At 35.3% G+C, this 249-nt stretch carries 1 pseudogene; it reads right to left on the minus strand.

Annotated elements, in window-relative coordinates:
• Window positions 1–130 precede the first annotated feature (130 nt).
• Window positions 131–249 (minus strand): annotated as a pseudogene (locus tag ACWA1B_RS23240) (3-hydroxyanthranilate 3,4-dioxygenase); the annotation flags it as partial.

A 249-nucleotide genomic window follows, 5' to 3' on the forward strand; every position in this document is an offset into this window, starting at 1 on the left:
TTTATATCTGTTTAACAATTCTAAAAAGTAGGTGTCATAGCCCTGATGGGATCGGCATCCTTTTGTGGCGGGGTTCGCCACAAAAGATATAGCGGACAGCAGGAAATAGCTTCTAATATTTATTATTTAATTATTTCTTCGCTACAAATCTCGGATCAGTCTCCATCACAGTTCCGCAATTATCGCATGTTCTTAATTCTTCTGAATTGTAAAAATGTTCAAAATGAGGAAGAAAATCTTTCTCTATAT

It is taken from the genome of Flavobacterium xizangense, from assembly GCF_054075145.1.